This is a genomic window from Erwinia endophytica (assembly GCF_009295515.1).
In the GTDB taxonomy this organism is placed as follows: Bacteria; Pseudomonadota; Gammaproteobacteria; order Enterobacterales; family Enterobacteriaceae; genus Erwinia; species Erwinia endophytica.
In genome coordinates this window covers 55,891-79,983 of record NZ_RQVV01000052.1, presented here as the reverse complement: position 1 = coordinate 79,983, position 24,093 = coordinate 55,891, and the positions used below count along the sequence as shown (strand labels likewise).

The window sequence follows — 24,093 nt, the reverse complement described above, 5'->3', positions numbered from 1 at the left end:
AAATCAGCGCCCATGCATCATCAGGGAAATCGTAACGAGCCAAATTGAAGAATTTTTTGTAGTTAAACCATGAGCCAGATTGTACAAAAAATAGTTACGGGACACACCCTGGTTCTGACCGAGACTGTGTGGAAACGGTTTTGAATGCCGGCAGTATCTGAAATCTGGCCAAAACCCGTGCTTATGCGTAAATTCCAGATCCGCTGTGCTGCCGAACGCCGGGGTTGTGTATTCAATGTGGTGATTGGAATTACGATGCATAATGCTCACGCTCGATAAACGTACCAATGATCCTGTCATGCATTTCAGCTGATTTTGAGTACCCCAGTGTCTTGCGGTTCAGTCGTTTTAGTCTGTTGCGAAGGTTCAGGTTTTCACGTTCAATTCGTTGTGTGTAAAGCCTACCCGTAATGTGCTTTTCATTCAGTAACACGTCATAAGCACTGAAATTATCTGTACACCAGAAGGCCACATTAAAACCTGAAAGCCCCCCCAGTAACGTGCGTAGTGTTTTCTTGCTCCGGCGACCAAAAGCATGGGCAACAATACGTTTTAGACGGTGCTCCCATGCGTACCACAGCCAGCGTTGCTTCTTTTTATTGCCGACAAATGACCACATTTCATCCAGTTCGCAAATGCGCTGAATGTGCAGATTATCCAGTGGAAGAGAGGTGACGTTTTTCGGCGAGAGTTTTTTAGTGTGCGCGCAACGGCATTAATGCTGATATGCAACGCTCGTGCAGTGTCGCGAATGCCAGCATTATTCATGGCAAGATCAATGATCTGATCCTTCATGCCCTGCTGACAGGCACGGTATTTATATTCACGTTGAAAGCTTCGGCAGCATGCCTGACAGCGATAACGTTGATGCCCGACGCTCCCCTGTCCATGCTTTTTACTGGGTCTGTTTGCTTACAAAATGGACATTTTACATCAACCTTAGCCATCAGGATCCCTTTGATAAAAACGGTGAGTTTATATGATATTCAACGGATTGAATACATGACCCAGGAATGGTCCAGATTCTATTTTTGAAATCGATCTCAGACCAACGGGCGAAACGCAGTTCGCTGGAACGGATGAATAGGTGAAGGGTGAGTAATACGGCCAGGCGGGTTAACTCTCGTCCTTGCTGGTAGTCCTCAATGCGAATCAACAGTTCCGGCAGTCGCTCCAGCGGAAGGGCAGGGTAGTGGCGTTTAATGGGAGGAGCGATGATACCGTCCAGATTTGCTGCCGGATTGTGTTCTATCAACTCCTGATGTATGGCATGACGCATGATGTTGCACATATGCTGCCGGGTACGTGCTGCGACTTCCAGCAGACCTTTTTGCTCAATGCCTTTTAGCAGGTCGATAAAGTGACGAGGTTTCAGTTCAGCTACCGGCAAGTGTCCAATCACAGGGAATATATGATGGTTCATGCTGGCAAGCAGACGGGAGGTGTGGTTCCTCTGACCATGTTCGGTTGCTTTTATGCCAGTCCAGTGCCACATACTTGAAAGTTTTTTCTGGCGAGGAAGTGGCTCTTTCAGCAGAGCGCTGTTGTGCTGGATTGATATTATGCGCCAGCAATTTACGGATACCATCACGCTGTTGACGAGCATCAGCCAAAGATACGTCGGGGTAGGCGCCTAAGCCAGGGCGGGATTCTTTACCATCGATACAATATTTGAGATACCAGAGACGTGAACCGACTGGATTGACTGATAGGTACAGGCCGTGCGAATCGGAAACTTTGAAGGGTTTTGCAGATGATTTTAAGTTGCGGATTTTCGCGTCGGACAGGGACATATTGTGGTCACTCCATTATCGAACTGAAATGACCCCAAATCAGACCACCAAATTCTCCCGATGCGGAGGGAAAACTGAAAATGCATCGGGAAGATTTTTCACGCTAACTTACTGAATCTCAAACACATAAGGATTCGCAAAGCGGCATGAAAACAAGAAGTTGGCTCCTCTGACTGGACTCGAACCAGTGACATACGGATTAACAGTCCGCCGTTCTACCGACTGAACTACAGAGGAATCGTTGAACGGGGCGCATAATATCCAGAGCGCTCCGGGATGTCAAAGCCTGATTTCACCCTTTTTAACTGACTGCTGAATAAAACAGCATTTTGCTGAAAATTCCACGGATTAGCGTCAGAGTGGGGCTGTGCCGGTTTTGCGTGCCACCATGGATGTTTTTGCTGTATGCCGCTAATGCGATAAGACCGGTTGAGGTTGATGGAGAGCGCAGTGAATCTGCTGGATAGTGGTTTATCCGATTCACCGTGCGCTGTTAAAAACACCCGGTGTTCTTATGCTGTATGGCGAATGATTTGAGGGATAGCACCATTATTCTTTAATCACTTCCTTGCTGAAAAGGTCTGGTGCGGGCTTTTTCCACTGAGATTCCAGTTCTTCCAGCGATTTCCCTTTGGTTTCTGGCACAAATTTCCACATAAATAGTGCGGCCAGCAGCCCCATTACGGCATAGAGCCAGTAGGCAAATCCATTATTAAAGTGGGCGTTGAGAGTGCTGTTTTTATCCAACATCGGGAAGGTCCAGGAGACCAGATAGTTAGCCACCCATTGCGCGGCAACGGCAAGAGACATCGCTTTACTGCGGATTCGGTTGGGGAAAATTTCTGCCAACAGCACCCAACATACCGGCCCCCAGGAGATGGCGAACGAGGCGACGTAAAACAGCATGGCACCCAGTGCCACCACTGGGGACATTTTCATATAAAAAGCGCTACCGAGGGTAAACATCCCAACTGCCATGCCTAACGCACCAATAATTTGCAACGGTTTACGGCCAAAATTATCCACGGTCATAATCGCAATGGTGGTAAAGAGCAAATTAATGACGCCGACAATAATCGTTTGTAGCAGGGCGACATCGGTACTGGAGCCTACCGAACGAAAGACCTCCGGAGCATAATATAACACCACGTTAATGCCGACGAATTGCTGGAATACGGATAGCATCACGCCGATGACAATCACGCCGATACCAAAAGAAAAAAGCGGGGAATGTGGCGTGGAATGGGGGCTGACGGAATTAATAATACGCTGTAATTCTTGCTGACCTTGTGTTTTACCAAATAATTTTTCCAGTATGATAGCGGCTTTTTCATTCATGCTTTTGGTTGCCAGCCAGCGAGGACTTTCCGGCACAAAAAATAACAAAATAAAGAACAATAACGATGGTATGGCGCCGGAGAGAAACATATAACGCCAACCCATGGTATTAAGCCAGTCTGCATTACCTGACAGCGCGATGCGGTAATTCACACAATAAACTAATAGCTGACCTAATATGATCGCAAACTGATTGCAGGCAACCATCCGGCCACGGATGTTAGCTGGCGTAATTTCCGCAATATACATCGGGGAGACCATGGAAGCCAGGCCAACGCCAATACCACCGATGATGCGATAGATGACAAATTCGCTGAGGTAACCAGACAGATAATAAGGGATGCCATTATCCGCGCTGACAGTACGGTGGCCAATCTCCGGAAAAGCCGAACCAATAGCGGAAAAAAAGAATAGCACCGCCGCGACCAGCAGCGTTTTTTTTCTGCCAAAGCGCGCACTCAATGGACCGCCCAAAACACCACCAATAATGCAGCCAATTAATGCGCTGGCTACACAGAATCCCAGTAACGAATTTGCCGCAGATTCACTTAATCCCCTTGTCGCTATAAAAACGGTATCCAACGATGAGACCGTTCCAGAAATTACCGCTGTATCGTAACCGAATAATAATCCGCCTAATGTCGCTACCAGCGTAATGGATATTATATAGCGATTATTGGCTTTCATCTCAGATGTTATTGCCATAACGAGCCTCTTATGCAACGGAAAGATGGTAGTAAGGTTTTACTGTTTCTTATCTTTAGATGGTGGTGACTTTTATCGACTTGGCAGCAGAGGGGAATTTTACTGCTGTGGGATAAAAAATAGGCTCCCCGATCGGTGAAGGAAATTACAATTTTTAGTAATTATCGTCACTATTTTGCTTTTCATGATACGGGTCACAGAGTGAGGGATGAGGTAACAGCGGATAGCGTGACTGGAATATGTGAGCCGGGTCATGATTGCGACTTTACAGAACGGATTTATTAAATTTTATAATTGTCATGTTTATTCCCTTATTTGCATAGTGGCCGCGTGGTTGTTTATTCCGCTAATGATTGTTGTTAAGGAGGTCCGCTGTGGCAGAGTATTTTGATCGTGTTAACAAGATTGTTTACGAGGGCAGTGAAAGTCAGAACGATCTCGCTTTTCATTTTTATAATCCGGATGAGATTATTCTGGGTAAAAGAATGGAGGATCATCTGCGGTTCGCCGCCTGTTACTGGCACACTTTCTGCTGGGCCGGGACCGATATGTTCGGTACCAGTGCTTTTGCGCGTCCGTGGTTTCAGGGCGGGGATGCGTTAGCGCTGGCGAAGGTGAAAGCCGACATCGCCTTTGAGTTTTTCGACAAGCTCAATGTGCCGTTCTACTGTTTTCATGATGCCGATGTGGCGCCGCAGGGGAACTCGGTAAAAGAGTATTTGCACAATTTTGCGGTTATCACCGATATTCTGGCCGATAAACAACAGCAGACCGGCGTCAAACTACTGTGGGGGACGGCGAACTGTTTTACTCATCCACGTTATGGCGCGGGGGCGGCCACCAGTCCGGATCCTGAAATATTTGCCTGGGCAGCGACCCAGGTGAACGCGGCGATGGCGGCTACCCACCAGTTGGGGGGAGAAAACTACGTGCTGTGGGGCGGGCGTGAAGGGTATGAGACGTTGCTGAATACCGACCTGAAGCAGGAGCGGGCGCAAATCGGCCGGTTTATGCAAATGGTGGTGGAGAACAAGCACCGAATTGGCTTCAACGGTACGTTGCTGATTGAACCTAAACCGCAGGAGCCGACTAAACATCAGTACGATTACGATGTCGCCACCGTGTATGGTTTCCTGAAAGAGTTCGGTCTGGAACAGGAAATTAAGGTTAATGTGGAAGCCAACCACGCCACGCTGGCGGGGCATTCTTTCCATCATGAGATTGCCATGGCGGCAGCGCTGGGGATCTTTGGTTCTGTCGATGCGAATCGTGGAGATTTGCAACTTGGCTGGGATACCGATCAGTTTCCGAACAGCGTCGAAGAAAATGCGCTGATCATCTATGAAATCCTGAAGGCGGGGGGATTCACTACCGGAGGACTGAATTTCGACGCGAAAGTGCGTCGGCAGAGTACCGATCCTTACGACCTGTTTTACGGCCACATCGGCGGTATGGATGTGATGGCCCAGGGGCTACGTATTGCCGCCCGGTTGATCGAAGAAGGGCAACTGGAACAGGCTCGCGAGGCACGCTATGCGGGCTGGAATGGTCAGTTGGGTCAGGATATTCTGGCAGGTAAACTGTCGCTGAGCGAACTGGCGCACTACACCGAGAAATCAGCGTTGTATCCGCAGCACCGTAGCGGTCAGCAGGAACGACTGGAAAATATCGTCAATCAGGCGATTTACCGCTAATCCCTTGAGGATGATGCTTCGCCCGCTCATGCCAGAGGACATCGCGTAATGTATATAGGTATTGATCTCGGCACGTCCGGCGTTAAGGTCGTGTTGCTGAATGAAAATAATGAGGTGTTGGCCTGCCAGACGGAGACGCTGACGGTTTCCCGCCCTCATCCTTTGTGGTCAGAACAGGACCCGCAAATGTGGTGGCAGGCAACGGATCGGGCGATGCACGCCCTGGCCCGGCAACACTCGTTGCAAGACGTGCGTGCGCTGGGGCTGACGGGACAAATGCATGGCGCCGTGTTGCTGGGGCGTCAGCAGCAGGTACTGCGACCGGCTATTTTGTGGAACGATGGTCGTAGCGCCCAGGCCTGCCAGCAACTGGAGCAACAGGTGCCGGATGCGCGACAGATAACCGGTAACCTGATGATGCCTGGGTTCACCGCGCCTAAACTGTTGTGGGTCAAAGCGCATGAGCCGGACATTTTTCATCAGATAACCCGGGTACTGTTGCCGAAGGATTATCTGCGCTGGCGAATGACCGGGGATTTTGCCAGTGATATGTCGGATGCCGCCGGGACCCTGTGGCTGGATGTTGGCAAACGGGACTGGAGCGATAAATTACTGGCGGCCTGCGATTTAACACGGGCTCAGATGCCGACGTTGTTCGAAGGGAATCAGGTGACGGGAACGCTGCGGGCTGAGATCAGCGCGAACTGGGGCCTGCCGGCGAACCTCCCGGTGGTGGCTGGCGGTGGCGATAATGCCGCCGGGGCGATTGGTGCCGGGATCTGGCAGCCGGGGCAGGCGATGTTATCGCTGGGAACGTCAGGTGTTTACTTTGCGGTGAGCGAGGGTTTTTTAAGTAACCCCGCTCAGGCGGTACACAGTTTCTGCCATGCGCTGCCTGATACCTGGCATCTGATGTCGGTGATGCTCAGCGCCGCGTCCTGCCTGGACTGGGCGGCCCGTATGACCGGGCAGCCTTCCGTCGCCGCGCTACTGGCGCTGGCGGAAAAAGTTGAACTGACCGCGAGGTCGCCGTGTTTTTTACCTTATCTGTCCGGGGAGCGCACACCGCATAACAATCCTGCGGCGACGGGATTGTTTTGGGGATTGACCCATCAGCATGGCCCGCAAGATCTGGCGATGGCGGTACTGGAAGGCGTGAGCCTGGGACTGGCTGATGGGATGTCCGTGTTGCATGACACGGGGATCCGGCCATCCTCAGTCACGCTGATTGGCGGTGGAGCGCGTAGTCACTTCTGGCGACAACTACTGGCCGATGTGAGCGGCGAGGTTATTGACTACCGGACCGGTGGTGATGTCGGCCCGGCGCTGGGCGCTGCCCGGCTCGCCAGGATTAGCGGTTATCCTGGCGTTTCCCTGACGGACTTGCTGCCCGTATTGCCACTGGAATCCCGTTATATGCCGCGGGCGGAACGCCATGACTTTTTCCAACAACGGCAAACACTCTTCAGGAAACTTTATCAGCAAACCGTTTTATTGTAGGCGATGGATCCTCTTGCTTCCTCTGGCGTGTCCAGGGGAGGTTATCGCTGTTTTTCTTTTGATCGACCCGACAGGCCTGATGACGGCGGCTGTCAATCCCTTGTCTTTGCTGTAAAAATATATTGGTTAGGTCAATTTCAGGGGCAGGGTTATGAAGATAAGGGATTGCGTTTCCTCACGACAGGCAAGAATTTCGCTGCTTTTTAATGCAAACAAGGCGTATGACCGGCAAATCATTGAAGGTATCGGCGAGTATTTCCATCTCTCACAGTGCGACTGGGATATTTATATTGAGGAAGATTTCAGCGTTCGCCATCTGAATGATGACATCCTCTCCAGCAGTGGCATTATTGCGGATTTTGACGATGAGACACTGGCTGCTCAGTTGAGCCGGATAGCGATACCGGTGGTGGGGGTGGGCGGATCGTATAGTAACCATGAGAATTATCCGCCAGTCAGTTACGTCGCAACAGATAATGAAGCGTTAGTGGCCGCCGCGCTAAACCATTTGCTTGATAAAGGTATTGAGCGCTTTGCGTTTTATGGTCTTCCGGCACAGGCGGGTAAGCATTGGGCACAGGAAAGAGCCGCCGCGTTTTTGCGACTGACCACGAAGATGTCTTATCCCGCGATGGTGTATGAAGGGATGGTGACAGGCCGCAATACCTGGGAAACCGCACAGCAAAAACTGGCCGAATGGCTGCACTCCCTGCCTGATCATACCGGGATCATCGCGGTGACGGATGCCCGTGCCCGGCATGTGCTACAAACCTGTGAATACAGCGGAATTGCGGTCCCCGAAAGTGTGTGTGTGATGGGGATTGATAACGAGGAACTGACCCGTTATTTGTCGCGTATTTCGCTCTCTTCGGTAGTGCAGGGAACACGGACGATGGGATTTGAAGCGGCAAAATTACTGGATGCTCTGCTTTCCGGGCGCCGGGTTTCTGGCTACCCGGTGATTGTGCCACCGGAACGCGTCATCGCCAGGCAATCGACCGATTACCGTTCGATCATTGACGCCATGGTGGTCAGGGCGATGTGGTTTATCCGCAAAAACGCCTGTCGCGGAATAACCGTGGGGGATGTGTTGGAATCCGTTGGCACTTCACGCTCCAATCTTGATAAAAAGTTTATGGCGGAGTTGGGTATGACCATCCATAAAGTGATCCATGATGAAAAATTCGCCAGAGCGCGGGAACTGCTGGAGACCACGACGTTGCCCATAGCGGAAATAAGTCGCCTGTGTGGTTACAATACGCCGCAATATTTTTGTACTCTCTTCCAGCAAAAACTGCACCTTTCTCCGGTTAAATACCGCAATATCCACGGGGCGTTATTGGCGTCAGGGGGCTGAGTTTCCCCCTGGTCGCCACCTTAGCGGAAAGGGGGTTCGTTAAACGTCCGTAGCTTGCGCGAATGCAATTTATCGCCTTCGGCCCGCAGCAGATTAATCGCACAAATGCCAATCTGCAGATGCTCGGAAATCGCCCCTTCATAGAAACGGTTCGCCTGACCTGGTAGTTTAATCTCGCCGTGTAGCGGTTTATCGGAAACGCATAGTAGCGTGCCGTAAGGGACGCGGAAACGATAACCCTGGGCGGCAATGGTGGCGCTTTCCATGTCTACGGCTACCGCGCGACTGAGGTTGAAGCGTAGCGCGGAAGCGGAATATCGTAGTTCCCAGTTACGGTCATCGGTGGTGACGACCGTACCGGTACGCAGACGCTGCTTTACTTCATCTCCCGGCATCCCGCTGACCTGTTTGGTGGCATCGTAAAGCGCTCGTTGCACTTCGGCGATGCTCGGGACCGGAATATCCGGCGGCAATACGGTATCCAGAACGTGGTCGTCACGCAGATAGGCGTGGGCCAGCACATAATCACCGATGGTCTGGCTCTCCCGCAGGCCGCCGCAGTGCCCAATCATCAGCCAGCTATGCGGGCGCAGTACCGCGAGGTGATCACAAATCGTTTTAGCATTGGCCGGGCCGACGCCGATATTAATTAACGTAATTCCCTGACCTTCTTTGGCAATCAGATGCCAGGCCGGCATCTGGTGATTTTTCCATGCCAGGTCAGAGATGGTTTCCTGTGGATTAGGGGTCTCTGCGGTGAGGTAAATATTGCCTGCGCATGAGAGCGCCTGATACGGAGAGTCGGCATCGGCAATTTGCTCACAGCCCCAGCGCACAAACTCATCGACATAACGGGTGTAATTGGTAAACAGCACATAGGACTGAAAATGCTCAACGGGCGTGCCGGTGTAATGACGTAACCGCGCCAGTGAGAAATCGGTGCGCAACGCATCGAAGTGCGACAACGGGAAGGGTTCAACGGGCTGATAAAGACCATCGGCATTCTCATCGCCAATTTGAGCCAGTTCGGTGGTGGGGAAGTGTTGCGCCAGTCCGGCGCTCATGCTGCGGTCCAGTCCCAGGTTGGCGCCGTCAATGACATAGGGGAAGGGGATCTCCTGTGTTGACGGTTGCACCTCCAGCGAGACCGGATAGTCACTGCTCAGCATTTCCAGCTGTTCGCGCAGATAGTGATGGAACAGCGCTGGGCGGGTTATGGTGGTGGCATAGGTGCCGGGGCGACTGAAACGACCAAAAGCACGGGACAACTTATGCCCTGTGGCGTCGTCCTGCCAGGTGACCCGCAGTTCAGGGTAAACAAACAATCCGCCAGCACGGCGGGTTTCATCAGGTAATGTGCCATGACTGATATAGGCTGCTACGGCTTCTCTCAGGGCGTTGACGGCCTCTTCATACAGCGCGTCCAGCTTGTCCAGCGCTCCGGCTACGGACAAGCCTGTCGGGGCAAACGATAAGCTCATGGTTTCTCCTCAGGCGATACTTAATATTGTCTTAACAATATGTTAGCTGATATTGTGGTGGCGTGCTGCGCTAATAATCCTTCCTGCTTCCTGTGGAATGAACATATTCTGCCAGAGACGCTGAACGTTGCGGCCAGCGAAGCAAAGATTATTTAATCATTTCTTAGCAAAAGGCGTGATATATCTGTCAGGACGCAAGCTGTCGTTGCGTTGAGGATGAATCGATTGCGGCCCTGTTTGCTGCCGTCTTGATGACCCTGTATGGGTTGCCGAAGGAGAGGCTAAATGGATCATTTAAAGTCAAAAATACTCATATCGTTGGCGCCGCTGGTGCTCCTGGCGGTGATTTTACTCTTCCCCGTTCCTGATGGAATGCCAGCGCAGGCCTGGTATTTTTTCGCTATCTTCGTCGCGATGATCGTCGGGATGATCCTCGAACCCATTCCGGCGACGGCGATCAGTTTTATTGCGGTAACGGTCAGCGTGCTGGCCGCTGACTGGGTGCTGTTTGATAGCAAAGAACTGGCCGCACCTGGCTTTAACGCCGGTAAAGAAGCGCTGAAATGGGGACTGGCTGGTTTTTCCAGTTCGACGGTTTGGCTGGTGTTTGGGGCGTTTATCTTTGCCCTGGGGTATGAATCTACCGGTCTGGGCCGACGTATCGCCCTGTTCATGGTCAAATTTATGGGGAAACGTACGCTGACGCTGGGCTACGCGGTGGTTATCATTGATGTCCTGCTGGCGCCATTCACGCCTTCCAATACTGCCCGTACCGGCGGCACTGTGTTTCCAGTGGTCAAAAATCTGCCGCCATTGTTTGATTCTTTTCCCAACCATCCTTCAGCCCGTCGTATTGGTGGCTATCTGATGTGGATGATGGTTGTTGGAACCAGTATCAGTTCTTCCATGTTTATCACTGGTGCGGCGCCTAATGTGCTGGGCATTGAATTTGTTAATAAGATTGCCGGTCTGCAGATCAGCTGGATGCAGTGGTTTCTGGGCTTTTTGCCTGTGGGACTTTTACTGCTGATTATCGCGCCGTTGATCAGTTGGTACCTCTACAAACCTGGCGTGACTCACAGTCATGAGGTGGCCGCCTGGGCTGACCGTGCGCTGGTTGAAATGGGCTCCGTGACGCGAAAAGAATACACTTTGATTGGACTGGTATTACTGAGCCTGTGCCTGTGGGTTTTTGGCGGCAAGGTGGTTAATGCCACGGCGGTGTGTTTGCTGGCGGTATCCCTGATGCTGGTACTGCGGGTGGTAGCCTGGCAGGACATTACCCGTTACGCCAGCGCCTGGAATACTCTGGTTAACCTCGCCACGCTGGTGGTGATGGCCAGCGGCCTGACACGATCCGGTTTTATCGACTGGTTTGCCGCAACCATGAGTGCGCATCTGGTCGGTTTTTCGCCGGAGATGACCGTCATCGCATTAGTCCTGGTGTTTTACTTTGCTCACTACCTCTTCGCCAGTTTGTCGGCGCACACTGCGACGTTGCTACCGGTTATCCTGGCGGTGGGTAAAGGTTTGCCTGGCGTGCCGATGGAGCATCTGTCGATGTTGCTCGTGCTGTCTATTGGTCTGATGGGGGTGCTGACGCCTTACGCGACCGGGCCAGGGGTGATAATTTATGGTTGTGGCTATGTGAAATCGCAGGACTACTGGCGGCTTGGCGCGATCCTCGGTGTGGTCTACATCGCTGCTTTATTGCTGGTTGGCTGGCCCATACTGTGTTTGTGGTATTGAGGCGTTGCCCGTAACGATATTTTTCATCAATCGCGCCGTCTGTTCAGACGGCGTGTCATCATTATCACGTTAATCATCAAGTGCCGCGATAAACCCTCCCGTTTTGTCCGTGAGCTTTCATCTACCGGCACCGGTATCACTTAATCCCATCTGATTTTGTGTTTGATTTTTTTATATTGTTAACAATGGCAATGAGTTAACACGTATTCTTCTTTGAAAGTGGATGAATTTAACCTGATGTAAAAAAGTGTATTGATTTTTCTGGATGAGTAACTATATAGTTAGCTTCCTATTTAAATGAGCAGGGACGTATTGTTGATGCCAGAGATGACGCGCGCCAGAAAAAAACAGCAGATGCAGGTGACGGTGATGATGGGATTGCAACATCGCAGTTATCGTACCTGTGCCGACCAGCGTCTTGCTCATCTGGGGCTGTCTGCCGCGCTGGGCTGGCCGTTGATTATGATTGGACGCCATCCTGAAGGGGTCCGGCATGGTAAATTGTCAGAAGATCTGGGTATTGAAAGTCCTTCTTTGTTACGCCCGATAAACCAGTTGATTAACAATGGACTGGTGGTACGCAGCGATGATCCTACGGATAAAAGGGCCAAAATATTGCGACTGACGGCCGAGGGGCAGGCGATAAACCAGCGGATAGAGACCCTGCTGCATGATTTGCGTGCGGAACTGTTTGCTGATCTGAGTGACGATGAACTGACGATGCTGGCTCGCCTGATGGAACGCATGGGCCAGCGTCTGGCGGCGTTGCGTTCCGGTTCGTTGGTGGGGTAACGACGGGTGATGAGTTTATGGCCCCAACCTTTTTTTACCCGGGGAGAGATGATTTATTCTCTCAAATCATTTATTGCCGCGATGTTGGCGTTGTATGTCTCCAGCAGGGCGGGTCTGCCAAATACCTTCTGGTCGCTAATCACCGTTTATGTCGTCAGCCAGCCATGGGCTGGAATGGTGCGTTCTAAGGCGGTTTACCGTGTCATCGGGACATTTATTGGCAGTTCGGCGGCGTTGTTTATCCTGCCGCCGCTGGTACAGTCCCCGGCGCTGTTATCTGCGGCGTTGGCGTTGTGGGTTGGCATTTGCGTCTTTGTCTCGCAACTGGACAGAACGCCACGTTCCTATGTTTTTATGCTGGCGGGTTATACCGCGGCCTTTATTGCCTTTCCCGGCGTGACCAAACCACTGACTATTTTTAATACTGCAGTCACGCGTGTTGAAGAAATTTTTATCGGCATCATGAGCGCCACGATAGTGCACAGTGTGCTATTACCGGCCGGACTCACCACGCCAGTCATGGGATTGTTAGATAAATGCCTGAATAACAGTTTCAGTTGGATGCAGGAAATCTTCAACATTGATGCCCATACCGCAAAAGGTCAGACCACAAGGAATGAACGGATTTCGCTGTCGGCGGATATTACTCAATTGCGTTTACTGGCCACGCATATTCCCTTCGACACCACTAATTTTAAATGGTCAACGATGGCGGTGCAGGCCATGCAGAGCCATTTAGCCGGATTATTTCCATTACTTTCCGCTACGGAAGACCGAATTCAGGCGTTGCAACATACTGACCCTGGCTCACTGGATGATGTGGCCGCGATGACGCAGTTGCTGCAAGAATGGCTGCAGGGATTGCAACAGGCGCTGGCTTCTGCGCAGGAAAATACGCCAGCGGCGCTACCGGGATCGTCGATTCTTCAGCAGGCGATGCACTGTCTGCGCATTACGGCTAAACCTGCGCCGGATCAGGTGTGGCAGATGGCCCTGCGTGTTTCATTGCTGGATTATCTGACCCTGCTGGAACGTCAGTGGCAGCGCTGCATTACCTTGCGTAACGACATACAGCAAGGCCTTCACAGCGGTAAGATTCCGCGTTACCGGGAGGCGGCGACGCGTTCATTTCACTTACATCGAGATAAAGGGGTGGCGGTGTTATCGGCGCTGACGGCGATTGTCGCGGTAAGTATCACCTGCGCTATCTGGATCCTTACCGGTTGGCCGGATGGCGCGACGGCCGCAATGATGTCGGCGGTTTTTTGCAGTTTTTTTGCCTCGATGGATAATCCGGCCCCGCATATTACCGGGTTTATAAAATTTACCGCCTGGTCTTTTCCGTTCGCGGCGTTGTTCATTGTCGGCCTGCTGCCGCTGGTCAATGATTTCGCCATCCTGGTGCTGGTTTGCGCCCCTTTTTTTCTGATTACCGGCTGTTATATCGCGCGTCCGGCGACAATTGCTCAGGCGTTGCCTTTTCTGTTCGGCGTGGCCGGAACATTGTTGCTGCATGATTATGGTACGGCCACGTTGCCGGTGGTGATCAATACCTTTACTGCGCAACTGATTGGCACCTGGATAGCTGCAGCGGTAAATCAGGTAATGCGCACGCTCAGCAGTGAATGGAGCGTCAACCGTATTCGCGGCAGTGTGCGCAATGAACTGGCGCAACTGACCATTTCTTCACGTATTCATCAACGTGAATTTATGGTGCGGGCCGTAGACCGTACCGGACTGATTGCCGCCCGCCTGGCGCAGTACGATGCTCACCATCGGGCAGAAACGGCAGAACAGGTGCTGCGTGATTTACGTACCGGGGGGAACATTATCACCCTGCGTCAGGCAGAAAGTCGTTATCCCATCGCGGCGGTCTCGGCCTTGTTGTCCGGTCTGAGACACCATTTTCTTCGCGATAAATCGGGTCGGGCAACGCCTTCCGTGCAATTACGCCAACTGATTGACGCTTCATTGCTGGCATTATTTCATTTTTCGTCGGAATCCGGTTATTGGCACCGAAGTATCAGCGCCATTGTCGGCATCCGCAATAATTTGTTTCCGGATGCAGGGCCGGAATTGCTTATTAACCAGGACTGAATATATGGCAGGTGAAATCAGTATTTATGGTGTCTTTTTTCCGCTTATTCAGTTTCAGGGAATAGTGGCGCTGGTGTTTTTCTTTTTGCTGCGCAAAGCGATGGTGCGGGTAGGGTTGTATCAGTGGGTGTGGCATCCGGCTTTATTCGATATTGCTTTTTATGGCGTGCTGCTTTTCGTCGTTTTTAAACTCACCGACCTGGTGAAATAACAAAATAACATCATGAATAACACAATGATCTCTTTACGTTTTCTCATCCGCATGGCTGTCACCTTACTGGTCTGTCTGCTGGGGGCATGGGCGGTATGGCAAATCTGGCAGCATTATGAGCTGGCGCCCTGGACCCGGGATGGCCGTATTCGCGCCAATGTGGTGGTCATCGCGCCGGATGTCTCCGGGCTGGTTAATCGTGTCGCGGTAACGGATAACCAGCGGGTAAAAGTCGGGGATTTACTGTTTGAGGTGGATCACTCGCGGTATACGCTGGCGGTGGAAAAGGCGCAGGTTGAGCTGGCCACGCGAAAAACGGTGATGGAACAAGCCCGACGGGAATATGATCGTAATAAAAATCTTGGCAAGCTGGTACCGACAGAAGAACTGGAACGTAGCCGGATGAAATACGAACAGGCGGTCAATGATGTTAATAGTGAACAAGTTACCTTGAATGAGGCGTTGCTGAATTTGCAACGTGCCGAGGTGAAATCGCCGGTGAGTGGGCAGGTCACCAACCTTGAGTTACGCAGTGGCGGCTATGCCACCCAGGGAAAAGCGGCGCTGGCGGTAGTGGATGAGAATTCACTGTATGCGGAAGGCTATTTTGAGGAAACCAAACTGCCGCAGATCCAGATTGGCGATGCGGCACGGGTTATCCCAATGAGCGGCGGACCCGCGCTTCATGGCACGGTAGAAAGCATCGCCGCCGGTATTGCTGAACGGGATCGTTCGGTTGGTAATAACCTGCTGCCGGACATTAACCCCACCTTCAACTGGGTCAGGCTGGCCCAACGTATTCCGGTGCGTATCAAACTTGATCTTACAGACCATCCTCTGCTGGTGGCTGGACAAACGGTGACGGTTGAGGTGCAGAACGCCTCCGGCACGGTGTCTGCCGAAAATAACGGGAAACGGTAATGGCCAGGAGATCATTATTTCCCGTGATGAAGGCGGGTCATGCCCGCCGTGTTCAGCGCAGCGTACCCGTGATGCTCGCGTTATGGTTGGCAGGCTGCGGTTCTTTCGCCGTAGGCCCTGATTATAAAGCGCCAGATTCTGCATTGTTACACCAGGTGGCATCAACCCGATTGACACCGGACGGACAAGGGCGCGGGCCGATTTCTGGCGACGCCTTACCGCCTGACTGGTGGCGCCTGTATCAGTCTGCCGAACTGGACGGACTGATCCGACAGGCTTTGCATCATAATCAAGATTTACGCGCGGCAATGTACGACCTGACACAAGCACAGGCGGCGCTGAGAGAAGTTGAAAGCCAGCAACAGCCGCAGTTTGATGTTAGCGCTCAGCCCTATTATGGCCATCCTTCCGGTTTGTCAGAACTGCAACCAGGCTATGTACCGCCGAATGCGTGGCACTATTCATCCGGTTTACAACTCTCTTATCAGGTTGATTTATTTGGGCAGATTAAACGCGCGATTGAGTCATCACAGGCGGAAAGCGCCGCAGCGCAAGCGGCTTATGATTTGGTTAAAGTGAATGTGGCGGCGGAAACCGCGCGAGCCTGGGCTGACATTTGCGCCAGTGGCGTTCAGCTTCATACGGTACAACGGTCGCTAACCTTACAGCGACAGTCAGCCCGCCTGACCGGGCAACTGTTGCTGGCGGGCCGCGCCGGAGAACTGGACAGCATCCGGGCTAATGCACAGGTCGCCAGCCTGGAAGCGTCCATACCGCCGCTGTTGGCGCAGCAGAAAAATGCGTTTTATCGTCTCGCGACCCTGACCGGAACCGTGCCTGAAAATCTTGCGCCTGATATTGCACAGTGCGCGTCGTTACCCTCGCTGAAACAACCGTTACCGGTTGGTGATATGCCTTCTCTGCTACGGCGGCGGCCTGATATCCGCCAGCGGGAACGTTTACTCGCGTCGTCTACCGCACAAATTGGCGTCGCCATGGCGGATCTCTATCCCAAAATCACCCTGGGGCTCAATGCCAGTTCAGCGGGCTTAATCAGCGGTCTCGGTGAGCGGGATACGCAGGGATGGAGCCTTGGCCCGTTGATCTCCTGGACTATACCGAATACTGGCGCTGTACAGGCGCGGATCGAGTCTGCTCGTGCCGGTGCCGGTGCGGATTATGTCCGCTTTGAGAAAACCGTATTGACGGCGTTACAAGAAGTCCGTACCGCACTTAACAATTATGTCCAGGAGTTGCAGCGTCAGCAGTCGTTAAAGCAGGAAGTTTCCGCACGCCAGGTATCGGCAGAGAAAACCCGCCTGTTATATACCAGTGGTAAAGTCGGGTATCTCGATGTGCTGGATGCGGAGCGGACGCTGGCCGACAGTCAGCTGGCGTTAGCGCAGTCTGCTGGCCAGTTAACCGGCGATCAGATTACATTATTCCTGGCACTCGGCGGAGGATGGTGAGGGAGCAGCTCAACGGGGCGGCGGCGCTGGCCCAGGCATTAACGGCGAACGTCATCGTGTGTGGTTAAGCGTTGCGTCTGATATTACGCGGGTGGCGAAAAAGCCATAACCCCGGTTAAAAAGAAACAGTGATACTTTGGTTTGGATGCTATCGCCAGAATAATGCCATTGGGAACCGGGGGCTTGTGCCGCCAACATTGCTGAAGTTTAACGGGTATCGCCATGTCTCGAAGGCTCTTAGCGATAAATCCTGTGCCTGAATTCTGATAACGTTACAGGCACAGTTTTTGATCTGCAATTAATCGCAGGTTCGGTGGGAGACTTCATGTTTTTTAGCCACATGAGAATTGCCCGACCCGTCACCAATCTTGAGCAGTCCTGTCATCTGTATTATCAGGGACTGGGATTGCAACGGATCGGCGGATTCGCTGAGCATGATGGTTTTAGCGGTGTGATGATGGGGCATCCAGCGTTGCCCTGGCATATCGAATTCACGCGGTGCCATACTCATCCACTGCCCCCTTCGCCAGGAAAAGAAGATTTGTTGGTGTTTTATTGCGCGGATAAAACGGCATGGTGGCGTCAGTGCTCCAGGATGAAACAAGCCGGTTTTACTGTGGTAAGTGCCTTTAATCCTTACTGGGAGCGGCAGGGATGTACGTTCGTTGATCCTGATGGTTACCGAGTGGTGCTGCAAAACACGGAATGGTCAGCAACCCATTCGAATGGAGAGAAAAATGACGGCTGATAACGTACTCTGGCTGGACGATCACCGGATAAAAGCCGTTTCCCGGGTGGTTGATGTCGTAGACGGTGAGACCAAATTGCTGGTGGAGCGGATGTTTGCCATCATCGAGGCGACTAACGATTCCGGTCTGGCGGCAATCCAACTGGGAGTGGCGCAGCGGATTATCGTTATTGATATGGACGATGATGATAAAAAACATCATCGGCTGGCGCTGATTAATCCGCGGATTGTGGCGCAGTCTGTGGAAAAAATGACCCATCTGGAGCTGTGTTCCTCAATTCCTGGCCACCCCTTGCCGGCAGAGCGGGCGCAATGGGTCAGGGTGGCCTTTATCGATCTGGACGGTAACCCACAGGAAATTGAAGCGAAAGGGCGTTTTTCCGTGTGCCTGCAACATGAAATGGATCACCTCGATGGGCGATTGTTGACCGATACGCTGTCAGATCTCAAGCGGTCACGGATCAGGGCTCAGCTGGCGAAACAACGTCGGAAACGTGCACAATAAGCCATTATTGCCTGTCTTCAGTTGAAATCCATCAACATGTTACTGGCGTATCATTAGGGGATGCCATGAACACTCCTGGTATCGTCGTCCTGGCGGCTGGCGTTGGATCACGATTTACCCGTGCCGGAGGGCAGGGCAATAAACTGCTGGCGCCGCAGCAAGATAATCAGCCATTACTGGCCTTGACGTTGCAACAGGCGCAGGCCAGTGGCCTGCCATTGTTGCTGGTTACCCGACCAGAATACCAGGATGTTCTCGATCTTGCCCAGCGTTACGGGGTGTCCGCGATAACCCTTGCCAGCAACGGGAGCGGTGAGAGTATTGCGGCGGCGGTACGGCAGACCCGGCGTTGGTCAGGCTGGCTGATTCAACCGGGGGATATGGCATGGGTCACGGCGCAGGATTATCGGCATGTGGCGGCGCTGTTGGAACAGGGAGCACCGCAGATACGGCTGTATTGGGCACAGCAGCCAGGTCATCCGGTGGGATTCGCGGCTTGCTATGGCGAGGCCCTGAGCCGTTTAAGCGGAGATAATGGCGCACGGGCCTTGCTTGACGGGGCTCTCCTGCTGAAGATTAACGCGCATGCCGGAGTGATTCGTGATGCCGATCTGCCCGTTGTTACAAACCATTCCTGACGCGAACAATATCCGCCAATGCCGCCAGGGCAATCTCCGCGGGGGTTTTGCTGCCAATCGCCAGGCCGATGGGGGCATGAATGCGTGCCAGAGCCGGTGCCGATAATCCTCCCCGTTCAGCCAGACGTTGCAAACGTCGCTGGCTGTTTTTCGCTGATCCCATTGCGCCGATGTAAAATGCTGGCGTATTCACCGCTTCCATTAGCGTTAAATCATCGATCCGGGGATCATGGGTGAGACAGAGGATCGCCGTAGCGGCCGAGGCTCCCGACTGTTCCAGATAACACGCTGGATGTTGTCGGATCAGATACAGGTTTTCACCGTCTGGCCGCGTCGCGCGCAATTGTTCAAACTCGGCATCGCGATGTTCACATACCAGCACACGGAAACCGAGCATCAGCGCCAGGCGGATACACTCACTGGCGACCGCTGAATAACCCGCGATCAGCACCGTGGTCACCGCCCCCAGCGGCAGCACCACGCTGTTGTCGTCATAGCGCAGTTCCGGCAGCGGAGAGCCGGAAGCCAGAACCTGCCATTGATGATCGTGGCCCAGGGTAACATAACGGGCCAGTAACGGCCCCCCGCTCAGGGCCGTCTGCATGGACGCCAGCAACGTCAGGGCGCGTTCCTGCGGTGTAAAGCGTTCTACCAGCACATCCAGAATGCCGCCACAGGGTAACTGCACGGGGGGAGGCAGGCCTTTTTCTCCGTAACGAACCCGCTCGCTGGGGTGCGGGTAGGCTCCCTGTTGCAACCGCGCGAGAAAATCCTCTTCGATGCAGCCGCCCGAAAGCGATCCTGTCCACTGGCCCTGAGTATTCGCCGCCAGCATGGCTCCCGGCGATCGCGGTGCCGATCCCCAACTGTGCAGTACTGTACATAGCCAGACAGTTTGTCCCTGTCGCAGCCACAGCAATGCCTGGTCGATAACACGTTGATCGAGTGATAGCATAAATCTCCTCCGTGCTAATGGTTGCTGGGGTGGGCGCGCACCTGAGCGACTTTTTCCGTTAAGTCAGTCCAGGCCGGCTGGTCAGGCGCGTAACGCTGGCGCAGATACGCGGCGATGTCTGCCACCTGTTGATCCGACAGGCTGGCGGCGAAGCCGGGCATATAGCCCAGTTCATCGGTAGCGGGCTGATCGATACCGTGCAGCACCACTTGCAACAGGTTATCCGGTGTGGCGCTGGTCAGGCTGCTGCTGTTGGCCATGGATGGGCTAACGCCAAACAACTGCGGTCCACCGTCGCGGGCACTGTGACAGGCCAGGCATGCGCCATTAAACAGTCGTTCGCCCGCGGCGGTGTTCCAGGCCGGTTTGGCCGGGGAGGGCACCACTGATTCCATGCCCTCCGCCGGTTGATTCATATCCGCCAGATAACTCGCCATCGCCCGGACATCAGCTTCAGGTAATGTGGCGAGATGGCTGACCACTGGCGCCATCGGACCGGCAGCGACGCCATGGTTGTCGTCATAGCCTGTGCGCAAATAGTGGTAGAGCGAGGCGGCGGTCCAGGGTTGCGGCGCTTTGCTGAGCTGATTAAGCGCCGGCGCTTCCCAGCCATCAACCCACCCTCCCGCAAGAAACTGATCGCCGCCTTGCTCTGCGCCCAGCCGATTTCGTGGGGAATGGCAGGCTCCACAGTGACCGGCGGCATTGACCAGATAGGCGCCCCGGTTCCATTCAGCGCTTTTACCGGGATTGTACTGATATTCGCCGCTACGCAGATACAGCGCATTCCAGCCCGCCATCAGGAAGCGCATATTGAACGGAAAGCGCATTTCATTGGCGATCGGTGCCTGTTCAACCGCCGGTTGCGACATCAGCCAGGCATATAACGCCTGCATATCACTTTCGCTCAATTGACGAAACGCGGTGTAGGGAAACGCCGGATAGAGATGATGACCGTCGCGGCTGATGCCCTGACGCATGGCGCGGTCAAAGGCGTTAAAGGACCAGTTGCCGATGCCGGTGTTCTTATCTGGCGTGATATTGCTGGAAAACAGAGTGCCAAACGGCGTGTCCATTTTCAGACCACCCGCGTTAGTGGCCCCACCCGCGCGGGTATGGCAGACCGCGCAGTCACCGGCAGCGGCGATCTGTCGGCCATGTTCCAACATCTCCACGGACCAACTGCTGGCGGGGAGCGGCGTGACCGGTGCGATAGCCGCACGCCATGGCAGGGCATTCGTGGCGATCCCTATCGCCGCGCCAAGTAACCCCGCCGCGCCGCCGAAGGCCCATTTACGGCGACGGTTTTTTTTACGCGCAGGGGGCGGTAACGGCGCTTCTGGCCGCGGATCCGGTCCGTTCAGCGCCTGGCGCAGTTTTTCCGAGGTAATCGGCAGTTCGCGAAAGCGGATACCCGTGGCGTCAAACACCGCATTTGCGATGGCGGCGGCGCTGGGTACCGACGCGGATTCTCCCGCACCCAACGGAGGGTCATCGGGACGCGGCACCATCATCACATCGATATCGGGAACTTCCGGGAAGGTGAGGATCGGATAGCTGCCCCATTCCTGGCTGGCGATGATATTGCTTTCAATCGTCACCTGCTCTTTCAGCACCCGGCTGGTGGACTGGATCACATTGCCATGGATCTGGTGCTTCACACCATCAGGATTAACCATTAATCCCGCATCATGACCGACGGTAATACGGGTGACCGCAATCTCGCCGCTTTGTTTATCGATGGCGACATCCGCGACCCACGCCGCCCACGCCGCGCCGAAACCGGGGAACTTACTGTGGATATAGCGGGCATAGGCGAAGCCGCGGCCACGTAAGACGCCTGGCTCGCTGTTCTGCTGCATCGGCTCAGTACGCGGTGTCCAGCCCGCCCGCCCGGCGGTAGAGCGAATCAGTTCGACGGCGCGCGGGTCTTTAATGTAACGCAGGCGGTATTCCACCGGGTCGACACCTGCAGCATGAGCCAGCTCATCCATATAGGATTCATGGGCGAAGGTGTTTGGCAGCGCAGACACTCCGCGCATCCACGACGCACGTACCAGCGGCGCCATATCTTCAATGGTGACGCGCAGATGCGGAAAGTCGTAGGGGGGGATTGAGGTACGGTCACCCATTTCATAGGCCTGCGCCAGCGGTTCGACGCGTTGGGTCAACAACAGCGCCAGCGTGGGGGCGCCGTTGGAAGGATAGGCGGTGGTGAAATCATACACCTGCGGATTGCCTGCTGCATCCAGGCCGCCGTCCACATCCATCAATTGCGCGGTGCCTTTCGGCTCCCAAACGTGTTCCTGGGCGCGGGTCAGTTGCACTCGTACCGGTTGACCAACGGCACGGGATAACAGCGCCGCGTCCGCTGCGACATCATCCGCACAGTTGCGGCCATAGCACCCGGCCGCTTCCATGCGGTTCACCTCAATCGCGTTTTCTGGCATTTCCAGCAACCAGGCGAGATCGGCGCGCAGTAAATGCGGATTCTGTGTACCGCTCCATACCTGTAAATTCGTGGTGTGATAGTCGGCGACAGCGCAGGACGGCCCGATGGAAGCGTGTAACTGATAAGGCCAGACGTAGTGACGGGTAAAGCGCTGTGCGAGGTTATCCAACGCCGCATCGACTGCGCCGGTATCGTGTACTACCCGTGACGTTCGCGGGTTATCGCGGATCGCTTTTTCCACATCGCGCATATCCGGCAGCAGGTGCTGCCAGGGTTTCCAGTGTACTTGCAGGGCTTCCATCGCGGCGATGGCTTGATCTTCACGTTCCGCCACCACGCCGACAAAATCGGCGATTTGCACCACTTTAACGATGCCATCAAGATGTGCAATCGAACGTTCATCAATGCTGAGTAATGAAGTCCCGACAAATGGCCCGCTGTCATAACCTGCATAAGGGGGGCGGATCACCCGACCATGCAGCATCCCCGGCAAACGCAGATCATGGACCCAGGTCAGTTCGCCAGTGGCTTTCGCCGGGATATCGACCCGCGGTGAACTGGTGCCGACCAGGCGGTAGTCACTGGTGGGTTTGAGCGGGACCTCATCAGAAAGGGGGATCTGGCAACGCTGGCCATTGACCAGTTCGGCAAAGCTCAGGCAGGCTCCGTTCGCCAGACGGAATTCACCGGCATCGAGGCGTAAGTCGTTGGCCGCAACCTGTAAACGGGTTGCAGCCTGCTGTGTCAGCCAGCGACGCGCTTCGGCGGCCGCTTTACGTAGGGGTACCGCGGAAATCTGTAAGGTGGCGCTGGCAATCGTCGCTCCCTGGTTTGGTACGCGCAGGGTATCGCCCAGTACCATTTGCACTTGATCCAGGCGCAGATTCAGTTCCTCCGCGACGATTTGCGTCAGCGCGGTTTTTACCCCAGTGCCAAGATCGACATGGCCGTTGAACGCCCAGACCTGCCCACTCCCATCAATCGCCAGGAACAGTGCCAGTTCTTTCGGTTTGAGTGCCGGTGTCTGGCCTTTCGGTACCAGGCCCGGCGGCGGCTGTACCTCATCGACTATCAATAGCACATTGTCAGCATTCAGCAGTTGTTGCTGTGTCGGGATTGCAGAATGATTCATGGTTGCGTCCCCGGCTGTTGCAGGCAGAGTTGTACCGCCCGTTTCACGGCGCAGAGGATTTCCTGATGGGTGCCACAGCGGCACAGATTTCCGCTGAGCGCTGAGCGAATGTGTTGATCGCTGGGACAGGGGTGGGCGCGCAATAACGCGGCGGTGGTCATGATCATGCCATTAAGGCAGTAACCACATTGCGCGGCCTGTTGTTCAATAAACGCCTGTTGTACCGGATGCAGCGCATCGCGCTGGCCCAGGCCTTCGAGGGTGGTAATGGCTCGCTGTCGTACGCCATAGGCGGGGATGACACAGGCGCGGGCGGCAATGCCATCAATCATCACGGTACAGGCGCCGCATTCACCCAGACCACAACCATACTTAGGGCCATTGAGATGCAATTCATTACGCAATACCAGCAATAAAGACGTATCACGGTAGCTGGTCACTTCCTTTGCTTCGCCATTAACCGTCAAGGCATAACAGCATAAACCTACAGGTGAAACCGGGGTGGCAGACTGCGGTGCCATCATGTTCATTGTTACCGCCTTACCGAGGCGGTTCA

General features: G+C 53.9%; 17 protein-coding genes, 1 tRNA gene and 2 pseudogenes. 12 read left to right on the top strand and 8 right to left on the bottom strand.

Annotated elements, in window-relative coordinates; genetic code table 11:
- Nucleotides 1–250 precede the first annotated feature (250 nt).
- The 4 genes and pseudogenes from EH228_RS14685 to xylE form a co-directional block, all read right to left on the bottom strand.
- Nucleotides 251–947 (bottom strand): annotated as a pseudogene (locus tag EH228_RS14685) (IS1 family transposase).
- A 35-nt stretch (nt 948–982) separates the two neighbouring features.
- Nucleotides 983–1,793: pseudogene (locus tag EH228_RS14680) on the bottom strand (tyrosine-type recombinase/integrase); the annotation flags it as partial.
- Nucleotides 1,794–1,954: 161 nt separating this feature from the next.
- Nucleotides 1,955–2,030 (bottom strand) — tRNA-Asn (locus EH228_RS14675).
- A gap of 312 nt (nt 2,031–2,342) precedes the next feature.
- Nucleotides 2,343–3,818, bottom strand: a complete 1,476-nt coding sequence (gene xylE, locus EH228_RS14670) for a D-xylose transporter XylE (RefSeq protein ID WP_152322372.1) — start codon at nt 3,816–3,818, stop codon at nt 2,343–2,345.
- A 392-nt stretch (nt 3,819–4,210) separates the two neighbouring features.
- Here xylE and xylA point away from each other — a divergent pair, with 392 nt between their 5' ends.
- The 3 genes from xylA (at nt 4,211) to EH228_RS14655 (ending at nt 8,387) form a co-directional block, all read left to right on the top strand.
- Nucleotides 4,211–5,530: a xylose isomerase gene (gene xylA, locus EH228_RS14665; RefSeq protein WP_152322366.1), complete on the top strand. Its 1,320-nt coding sequence runs from the start codon at nt 4,211–4,213 to the stop codon at nt 5,528–5,530.
- A 48-nt stretch (nt 5,531–5,578) separates the two neighbouring features.
- On the top strand, nt 5,579–7,030 hold the full coding sequence (gene xylB, locus EH228_RS14660; RefSeq protein WP_152322365.1) for a xylulokinase: 1,452 nt from the start codon (nt 5,579–5,581) through the stop codon (nt 7,028–7,030).
- A gap of 151 nt (nt 7,031–7,181) precedes the next feature.
- The gene (locus EH228_RS14655; RefSeq protein ID WP_152322364.1) at nt 7,182–8,387 is read left to right on the top strand and encodes a XylR family transcriptional regulator; all 1,206 of its coding nucleotides are present in this window, start codon (nt 7,182–7,184) and stop codon (nt 8,385–8,387) included.
- Nucleotides 8,388–8,407: 20 nt separating this feature from the next.
- Here EH228_RS14655 and EH228_RS14650 read toward each other — a convergent pair whose 3' ends face one another.
- Nucleotides 8,408–9,868 carry an AMP nucleosidase gene (locus EH228_RS14650; protein ID WP_152322363.1) on the bottom strand — a complete coding sequence of 487 codons (1,461 nt, stop codon included), beginning with the start codon at nt 9,866–9,868 and terminating at the stop codon, nt 8,408–8,410.
- A 285-nt stretch (nt 9,869–10,153) separates the two neighbouring features.
- On the opposite strand from EH228_RS14650, the gene EH228_RS14645 reads away from it, so the two are divergent.
- From EH228_RS14645 to EH228_RS14605, 9 genes are all read left to right on the top strand, one after another.
- Nucleotides 10,154–11,617 (top strand): anion permease, encoded by a 1,464-nt coding sequence (locus EH228_RS14645; RefSeq protein ID WP_152322362.1) that lies wholly within the window; start codon nt 10,154–10,156, stop codon nt 11,615–11,617.
- A gap of 318 nt (nt 11,618–11,935) precedes the next feature.
- Nucleotides 11,936–12,409, top strand: coding sequence for a MarR family winged helix-turn-helix transcriptional regulator (locus EH228_RS14640; protein WP_193323356.1), 474 nt, complete (start codon nt 11,936–11,938; stop codon nt 12,407–12,409).
- A gap of 48 nt (nt 12,410–12,457) precedes the next feature.
- Nucleotides 12,458–14,506: an FUSC family protein gene (locus tag EH228_RS14635; RefSeq protein WP_193323355.1), complete on the top strand. Its 2,049-nt coding sequence runs from the start codon at nt 12,458–12,460 to the stop codon at nt 14,504–14,506.
- A gap of 4 nt (nt 14,507–14,510) precedes the next feature.
- Nucleotides 14,511–14,717 carry a DUF1656 domain-containing protein gene (locus tag EH228_RS14630; RefSeq protein WP_193323354.1) on the top strand — a complete coding sequence of 69 codons (207 nt, stop codon included), beginning with the start codon at nt 14,511–14,513 and terminating at the stop codon, nt 14,715–14,717.
- Nucleotides 14,718–14,741: 24 nt separating this feature from the next.
- Nucleotides 14,742–15,638, top strand: a complete 897-nt coding sequence (locus EH228_RS14625) for an efflux RND transporter periplasmic adaptor subunit (RefSeq protein WP_204902670.1) — start codon at nt 14,742–14,744, stop codon at nt 15,636–15,638.
- Nucleotides 15,638–17,107: an efflux transporter outer membrane subunit gene (locus EH228_RS14620; RefSeq protein WP_204902669.1), complete on the top strand. Its 1,470-nt coding sequence runs from the start codon at nt 15,638–15,640 to the stop codon at nt 17,105–17,107. The genes EH228_RS14625 and EH228_RS14620 overlap by 1 nt, the downstream gene beginning before the upstream one ends.
- A 325-nt stretch (nt 17,108–17,432) precedes the next feature.
- A complete protein-coding gene (locus tag EH228_RS14615) occupies nt 17,433–17,855 on the top strand; it encodes a VOC family protein (RefSeq protein ID WP_152322357.1) in 423 nt (140 codons plus the stop codon).
- Entirely contained in the window at nt 17,845–18,360 is a 516-nt protein-coding gene (gene def, locus EH228_RS14610) for a peptide deformylase (RefSeq protein ID WP_193323353.1), read from the top strand. Before EH228_RS14615 ends, def begins: the two co-directional genes overlap by 11 nt.
- A gap of 65 nt (nt 18,361–18,425) precedes the next feature.
- Nucleotides 18,426–18,998 (top strand): nucleotidyltransferase family protein, encoded by a 573-nt coding sequence (locus EH228_RS14605; RefSeq protein ID WP_152322355.1) that lies wholly within the window; start codon nt 18,426–18,428, stop codon nt 18,996–18,998.
- Here the strand turns inward: EH228_RS14605 and EH228_RS14600 are convergent.
- From EH228_RS14600 to EH228_RS14590, 3 genes are read right to left on the bottom strand one after another with little or no spacing between them, the layout of a single operon-like run.
- Nucleotides 18,982–19,953, bottom strand: coding sequence for an XdhC family protein (locus tag EH228_RS14600; RefSeq protein ID WP_152322354.1), 972 nt, complete (start codon nt 19,951–19,953; stop codon nt 18,982–18,984). The two genes, EH228_RS14605 and EH228_RS14600, sit on opposite strands and share 17 nt — an antisense overlap.
- A 14-nt stretch (nt 19,954–19,967) precedes the next feature.
- Nucleotides 19,968–23,537: a molybdopterin cofactor-binding domain-containing protein gene (locus tag EH228_RS14595; RefSeq protein ID WP_152322353.1), complete on the bottom strand. Its 3,570-nt coding sequence runs from the start codon at nt 23,535–23,537 to the stop codon at nt 19,968–19,970.
- On the bottom strand, nt 23,534–24,061 hold the full coding sequence (locus tag EH228_RS14590) for a (2Fe-2S)-binding protein (protein ID WP_420841467.1): 528 nt from the start codon (nt 24,059–24,061) through the stop codon (nt 23,534–23,536). Before EH228_RS14590 ends, EH228_RS14595 begins: the two co-directional genes overlap by 4 nt.
- Nucleotides 24,062–24,093 lie beyond the last annotated feature (32 nt).